Origin of the sequence: uncultured Pontibacter sp., from assembly GCF_947492645.1 — a bacterium.
In the GTDB taxonomy this organism is placed as follows: Bacteria; Bacteroidota; Bacteroidia; order Cytophagales; family Hymenobacteraceae; genus Pontibacter.
Genome location: NZ_CANLMZ010000004.1, coordinates 181089 through 189115, shown reverse-complemented (window position 1 = coordinate 189115; position 8027 = coordinate 181089). Strand labels below are relative to the sequence as shown.

Here is an 8027-nt window from a genome sequence, read left to right as displayed (position 1 = left end):
TTTCTGGGTGTGGACGTGTTCCGCAATATCGTGGTAGAAAACTGCTACATGGAGAACACAGCCGGTATTTACATCGGTCAGCGTTACGAGGGCAACGGCTCTGGGGCAAACTCTATAAAGATTCGCTATAACAAGGCCAAGAACATCGACGGCCGCGTGCACGGAGGACAGACCTTCGCTCAGTTCGTGCAGTTCAACTACCGTGGCACCGTACCGGGTGTAGAGGTTGCCTGGAACCAGGTGATCAACGATGCCGGTAACTCGGCTGTGGAGGACAACATCAACATCTACAACACAAAAGGTGCGGCAGGAAACCCGATCCGCATCCACAACAACTACATCGAGGGGGCTTACCCGATCCCGCATACAGGCTCCAGCTACTCAGGTGGCGGTATCATCACCGACGGCGACGGCGACATCTCTATTGCACCGGCCTACATCGAGGCAAACGACAACCACCTGGTGAACCTGGGCAACTACTCTATGGGCATCGCCGGCGGAAACAATGTGCGCTACCACCACAACAGGGCTATTAACTCGGCCACTTTTAAAAACGGAGCTAAGTTTGCCATGTATACTTCTGGCTTGTGGAGCAAGGACTACTACAAGAAGAACACCACTTTCAACAACTCAGTAGATAACAATACGGTAGCCATCAATGCCTGGGGTTACACGAACAACAGAAACGATGTTTCGGTGGCTGAGGATGCGGCTTTCACTAATAACAATTTTTTACCAGGCGCTGTCAGCTTGCAAATGGAAGCGGAAGAGTTCAGCCGCTGGAACCAGAAGCTGGCGCAGCAGGGAATAAAGCTAGGACCTAATGGTTCGGCTGGCAATGCTACTACTCCGGCACCAGCACCAGCACCAACCCCAACCCCGGCTCCTACGCCAGCACCAGCCGAGAACAAGGCGCCAAGTATAACAATCACAGCGCCAACTGCAGGTGCTAAGTTTACAGCAGGCAATGCGATAGCTTTAACAGCCAACGCAAGCGATGCAGACGGTACTGTTGCAAAAGTAGAGTTCTTCTCTGGTTCAACTAAACTTGGAGAGGCTGTAAAAGCACCTTTTACTTATAATTGGACAAATGCAGCGGCTGGCTCATACAGCCTTACAGCTAAAGCGACCGACAATAAGGGAGCTACTAAAACATCTGCAGTTGTAACGATAACTGTAAGTGCCGCTGCTACTGCTACAACACCACCAGCTAACCCAGGTGGGTCAACTGGCACAACAACGCCGCCATCGTCTGGCACAGGCGGATCTAACGCAGCTGATTTAGCTTATACAACTGAAGCGGCTTATCCTAATCCATTTAAAGATGTACTTGTACTGGATTTAAGTGCCAAGAAAGTTAAGCTACAGAGCGTGGTACTTAAAAACCAAACCGGACAGGTTGTATACGAGGAGAAAGGCAGCCTTAATCTTGTAAACGATAAACTTGAGCTTAACCTCTCAAACACAACTATCAAGAGTGGCTTATACTATGTTACTTACACAGATACACAGGGTAAGTCTCAAGCAATTAAAGTAGTAAAGGAATGATATTGCATATAAATAACATAAAAAAAGCGCCCATACTTTATGGGCGCTTTTTTTATGTCAATAATGGTAAATGATCTTTACTTCACAATCACAACTTTTCGGCTGAGGCTACGGTCCGGAGATGTGAGCACCAGGTTGTAAAGCCCGGAATTAATAGCTGCCCCGGCATTTAGTTTTAGTTGCACCATACCGTTAGAACTAGCTGTTGCCTCTTTGGTAAGCACTTTCTTACCTGTAACATCAGTCAGGGTTAACCTCACCGACTCTCCTGGCAACAGATCGGTTACGTAAATACCCATATCGCCATGGTTCGGGTTCGGGAATACTTCAAAGGTTCCGGCAAAGTTTTCATTGTCTGTTATACCCAATGTACCGCTGCCACAGTAACTGCCATTGCCATTATTGTAAGAAGCAGCAACTTCCTCCTGAAGTATAGCCCGGTTGTATACTTTAAGTTCATCAAGCTCACCGGCATAATGATAGCCGTGGTCTAGCTGCATATAGCCAACGTTCACCGGCGCCTGGCCTTCAAATCCTTTTGTGTAGTAGTAATCAACCTCTTCGAGCAGCATACCGTCTATGTACAGGCGGCTTTTCTGATTACTGCCATCACGTATGGCTGTAACCTGGTGCCATTTGCCGTCTGTTAAGCTAGGGCCTTTGTCACCAAGGTAAATTCCTACATGGTCCACATCCTTCAGCATGAAAATTACCTGGCCGGCTGGGTTTAAGCCTACCCACCAGTGCATTCTGCTATTAACTGCGTTCCTGCCTACAATCACAGAGTTTGTGCTGCTTTTAGTATCACTCTTCATCCAGAAGCTGATAGTGAAATTCACATCCTTATTCCAGTTAAAGTTTGCTACATTGGCAATATTAAGCCCTGTTTCGGTGCCAGCGAATTTCTGAGCTTCATTAAATTTACCGGGTACTGTTTCAGGGCAATTCTCGCAATTGGCTGTTGTAGCCGAGGCAAAATCCTTGTGCTGATTAGTTGTTTCTGCATCCAGTCCAAAGTAATGCACCAAGCCTGGCAAGCAGTTAGACAGATCAACCTGGCTGGAGGTGCCAACTGTAATATTTATTGGGTCTGATGTTGCTGTATGGCCTTCGCTATCGTAGGCAACAGCTGTAACGCTATAACTGCCTGCTGCTGCACCGGTCCAGGTATAATCGTATGGCGATGTGTTTGCTGTTGCAATTAAGCTGCTGCCCTGGTAGTACTCAACTTTACTCCATACCCTGCTTGCATCCATAAAACTCACTTTTAATGGAATCGGAGCCCCCACAGCAAATGTACTGTTAGTTGCTGGCGATATCACCCTCACAGATTTTATCACAGTACCGTTACACTCAGGATACAGATCTACATAATCAGTAGCTGAAAGCCCACCGGCATCTGTTACCTTTAAGTTGATTCTGTAAAAGTACAGCTCACTATCGCAACCAATAGGTGTTATGGTAGTAGTCGTTTCCGGTTTGTTATCGATAGGCTCTGGGTGCACGTGTGTGTTGTGGTGCAGTACAGTTTGCCACTCATATGTAAGCTGTCCGGCATTGTGCTCGTTGTCGGTAACGTTTGCCCGCAGGTTGTAAACTGTTTTATCTGTGAGCGGATATTTAGTGCCTTCTGCAGGGCTGGTTATACTTACTACAGGAGGTGTGTTGTTTACGGAAACCTGCAGTTTCATACTTGAGCTAAGTCCTTCAGAATCGGTAACTTTAAGCGTAACTGTAAATTGCTGCCCTACTTGCGTTGAGGTATACGTATGGGTTGGGTTTGCTGCTGTTGATTTAGCTGACCCGTCACCAAAGTCCCATTCAAAGCTAAGCGCCTGCCCTTCTGCATCAGTAGACTTTGCACTACTAAATCTAATGGTCAAGGGGCTTGTGCCGTACAATTTGTCTGCTTCTGCTACTGCTTTTGGCGGTGTGTTGCCATCGTAAAAAGACACCTTCTTTATCTGTGTCGCATAATTAATGTAGTATAGCCCTCCGGTTACCGGGTTTGTAGCCAGAGCCACTACGTTTGCATCGGCATCAATAAAGTTTCTGACAGCCGTTGGATTGTCGTTTCCATCAAAGGATGCGTTCCTGATCCAACCGGCGCCATAGTCACCGAAGAAATAGGTGTTTTTATACTCTGCAGGTAAGTCATCGCCAGTATACCAAATACCGCCTGTAGACGAACTGCCGTAAAACTGCGGCCCTGTTACAGGAGAGCCTGCAGCACCGATTTTGGCCACGGCAGGGTCTTCTCCATTAAAAGTGCCTACTCTTGCGTTAGGAGACGGTTTAACGCCATCTTTTTCTACCGCGTTTACCCAATCAATGGCTGGGCGGGCATGTACAAATTTATGATGATTGTCGGGGATTACAGCGTTATAGTTACAAGGGTTGCCAAAGTATGGCTGCTGTGTTTTTTTGGGCTGCACAAGCAGGTTATGGAACGTAAAGAACTGCTGTGTACAGTTGCCTTGCCCATAAAGCGGGTTTGGCTCAAAGGGGTTTGCCACGCCTGTGTTAGAGTAATATGGCTGTGCTTCCAGGCCTTCGTAGATGGGCCAGCCAAAGTTCATCCCCTTTTCTGTAACTACGTTTACTTCTTCCCAATCCTGCCAGCCTGAATCTCCCACGTAAAGTGTACCTGGGTGGTTTGCATTACCTGTTCCTGGGCGAAGCGTAAATCTGAAAGGGTTGCGTAAGCCTAAAGCCCATACTTTAGATTTGTGTGCATTGGGGTTAGAGGCGTTGTAGAATGGATTTGTGGGTAAGCCCCTGCCTGTCGCCGGATCGATGCGCAATATCTTTCCATTCAGCGACTGCACCTGCTGCGACTTAAAAGCTCCTACATCCTCTTGAGGCGTAAGTATACCGTCTCTTAGCGCCTGAGCCACATAGGTGTCGTTGGGTTGGCTTGGGTCGTAGCCTTTGTCTAACCACCCTGCTGTTGCCCCGTCTCCTGTAGAAATCAGCAGCGATCCGTCTTCTCCGAATATAATGGAACCGATGCCATGCGACTCATACGTAATCGGTACACCGGTTGCCGGCGTTTCTCCCAGCAATATTTTTCTGCTGGCAAGGTCTGCGGTTTTACCGTTGCTGGCCGTATAACGTGTTACCCTGCCAATTGTGGCATCATAATATTCATCGGTGGTGGCGCTGTAGCTTCCTTTGCCAAAGTTCATCAGGTGGTGGCGGTCTACTACATACAGCACATAAAAATAGCCGTTGCTCTCGAAGTTCGGGTCAAGTGTAAAGCCCAGTAAGCCATGATCACCCCAATTACCTACTTCATCACTAATGTCCAGCATAGGGGTTGGTAGCTTTTCGCCATTTTCCACCACCCATACTTTACCGCCTTTTTCCCAAACATACATGGTATTGCCATCTTTAGAAAAAGTCAGACCTACGGCTGCATTCCAGTCCCCGCCTATCTGCTCTTCTACAAAGCCATTTGGCTGTGCATAAGCAAAATGGCCAAACAGCATAAAACACAATAATAAAAATGCATTACTGAGTACAGAAGGCGTATGATTATTTAGATAATTTGAGAGGGCAAAATGAGGACTTAAGTGTGATGCATCGCTGCCCCACGCTTTGTAAAGTTTCATCATAGTCTTGTTATTAAATAATTTCTTGAAAGGCAGACAAAAACAGCCTTATTACAAATAAAGAGTTGATAAAATGATAGTTATATATGCCTATATATCACATTGGAGTATACCTATTTAATGATATTCTTAATACGGCAGCATTAACCCATTGTTATATGAACATAAAGACAAATTATATAACTATACAAGTTATACATATAATTTATAATATATAAGAAAACCTTATCTTATCTCATGATCACCAGCTTTCTGCTGATTGTTTTTTTGCTACTTGCCACCGACACATTGTAAATGCCTGAGGTAAAATTATCTGTTACAGGTATAACAAACTTCAGGCTTCCGTTTGGCTCAATGGTAAGTGTCTCCTGCACCAGCATCTTGCCGCGCAGATCGGAGATGTATACTTGTACCTGCTCCTCCGCTACCATACTACCCAATTCTACAGCAACCTCCTGGTTTACAGCGGCTGGGTTCGGATAAAGTATAAACGTAGATGCAATGGCTCCCCGGTGTTCTATCCTAATGATATTAGAGTAGGTAAAGGCTCCGTTTTCCTTGTTGATCTTAAGGCGGTAATAAGATACTTCCGGCAATGGGTCTGCGTCTACATGCTCGTAATCTACGCGTACGTTGCTGTTGCCTGTAGCCTGTACTTCACCTATTTTTTCAAAAAACTCCCCGTCTTCAGATCGCTCTATTTCAAAGTTGCTAAGGCCTGCTTCAGCAGCTGTAGCCCAGTCCAGGTATACGCTGCCGCTTCGGTACTCCCCTGTAAAGCTTATAAGCTCAGTAATGGCATCGTACACTTCGCGGTAGCGTTGCCGGATTTCATCGGCTGAGAGCACGCGGCCGAATAGCTTTACTTCATCCAGGTCTCCTTCGTAGTGATATCCCTGCCCAGACTCCAGGTAGCCCATAGTTACTGGAGAAACGCTCTCAAAGCCGTGCCTGAATGTAAAATTACCTGTTGCACGCTGCTCTCCGTCTACATACAATTGTGTGTTTCCGGCGCTTCCGTTACGAACAGCCACAATTTGATGCCATTTGCCATCGTTTAGTACAGGCCCGCTGTTACCTACATATATGCCTTCGTACATAATGTCGAGCATCTGAAAACCAGCCAGGCCTTTGTCATCAACGCCTACCCACCAATGCACATTCGATTCTTTGCCTTCACGGCCCAGCAAAACTCTATTGCCTGAGGTGCTCCCTGTGGTACGCATCCACAGCTCTATACTAAAGTTGGCATCGGCAGCCCAGTCAAAGTTGCGGCCTTCATCTACTATAAGCCGATCGTCTACTCCATCAAACTGCTGTCCCCCCGATACGGCACCGTTCACAGGCTTCGGCTTGAAATCATCGCTTGTGGCTGCATCGTAAGGGGTGTAAAAGTCTTTGTATCGCAGGCCACTAATTTCGTTTAGCATCCAATGGTGTTGCAGTCCCGCTGATTCGCCGATGTCTTTCTTGATGTCAATCTTAAAACTTTGAGTAGACTCGCCGCTGCTGTTTGCAGCTTTCACGGTAACATCAAAAGTGCCGGCTGTGCCGGGGTTCCAGCGGATTTCGCCTGTGGTACTGTTTATGGCTAAGCCGGCTGGGCCAGCTACTAAGCTAAACGTTGGGACAGGCTTACCGGTGGCATCCACGTTATAGAAGTAGTTTTGCCCTACCACCCCATAAGTAACGGGCTCAGACACGATTACTGGCTTCACAAGCTCAGGACCACAGTAGTTGCCAGCACCCTTGTTGTAGCGGCTGCGCATCTCCGGCTCTTCCAGCACTCGGTTATACACCATTATTTCGTCCAGCTTTCCATTATAGCGGTACTTATTATCCAGGTCCAGGTAACCAACATTAACAGGAGCCACACTCTCAAAGTTATCGGAATAATCAAACTCGAAATTGCCTACTGCAAATCCATCTACATACAACTTGTTTCTTCTCAGGCGGCCGTCCCTTACCACAGCCACATGGTGCCACTTGCCATCGTTTACTTTAACGCCCTGGTCACCCATGATGAAGCCATTGCGTTGCCTGTCGCGTAGCTCGAACACGGCATAGCCATTTGCATCAACGCCAATCCACCAGATCATTCTGGAGTCGGTGGCGCTGCGGCCCAGCATGACACGGCTTGAAGAGGAACTTCCGGATACCTGCATCCACAGCTCAATTGTAAAGTCGCTGTTGGGGCCCCATTCAAAGTTTTTCACATCATTGATATTCAGCCCGTCGTCTTTACCGTCAAATTGCTGTGCACCTGCAAACAAGCCTTCTGTTGCAGTAGGGCAATTGGTACAGTCGGCGGTGGTTGCCGAAACATAATCTTTGTAGGCTGATGTGCTAGCAGTTTCATCGAGGCCAAAGTAATGCACCAGACCCGCCGGGCATTGCCCATTGGTTTGAGCAAAAGCGACGGTATTGCCAAGTATAAACGCAGCAAGTATAAAAAACTTTAAAAGGGAGATTTTAGCTGAGTTGTTTGTAAGAGTATGAGCATTACTTGTTACTGCTTTGCTATACTGTTTACCCTTCTTGAAAGCATAGTATATATCACTCATGGGTAAGTAAGGTCTAGTTGAGAATGTGCTATCAGCGTTATGTAACCTGCTCTTTGATTTAAAGGCAGGTAAAACAAGAAAATGCCTGACTGCAAACGCTGTGGTAGCGCTGCCGTACATGCCTGCTGCGCAAACGAATTTATCTATTAGAATTCAGTTATATTACGGCTTTTGAAAAGGTAGGTTATATACTGAAAAAGAAAGGTGTAAAATTTTATTAAGCGTTCTATATATTAAGCTGTTAGCATATTTTTAGCACCTGCCTATCAATTGTTTACATGATGATTTGATTGCTACAGTA

General features: G+C 46.6%; 3 protein-coding genes. 1 reads left to right on the top strand and 2 read right to left on the bottom strand.

What is annotated here, in order from left to right; genetic code table 11:
• A partial coding sequence (locus Q1A23_RS05360; RefSeq protein ID WP_299820578.1) for an Ig-like domain-containing protein occupies positions 1-1548 on the top strand: 1548 nt, incomplete at its 5' end.
• A gap of 77 nt (positions 1549-1625) precedes the next feature.
• Here Q1A23_RS05360 and Q1A23_RS05355 read toward each other — a convergent pair.
• Together Q1A23_RS05355 and Q1A23_RS05350 are read right to left on the bottom strand one after the other, a co-directional pair.
• On the bottom strand, positions 1626-5165 hold the full coding sequence (locus Q1A23_RS05355; protein WP_299820576.1) for a PQQ-dependent sugar dehydrogenase: 3540 nt from the start codon (positions 5163-5165) through the stop codon (positions 1626-1628).
• Between the two features lie 227 nt (positions 5166-5392).
• On the bottom strand, positions 5393-7726 hold the full coding sequence (locus tag Q1A23_RS05350) for a LamG-like jellyroll fold domain-containing protein (RefSeq protein ID WP_299820574.1): 2334 nt from the start codon (positions 7724-7726) through the stop codon (positions 5393-5395).
• Positions 7727-8027 lie beyond the last annotated feature (301 nt).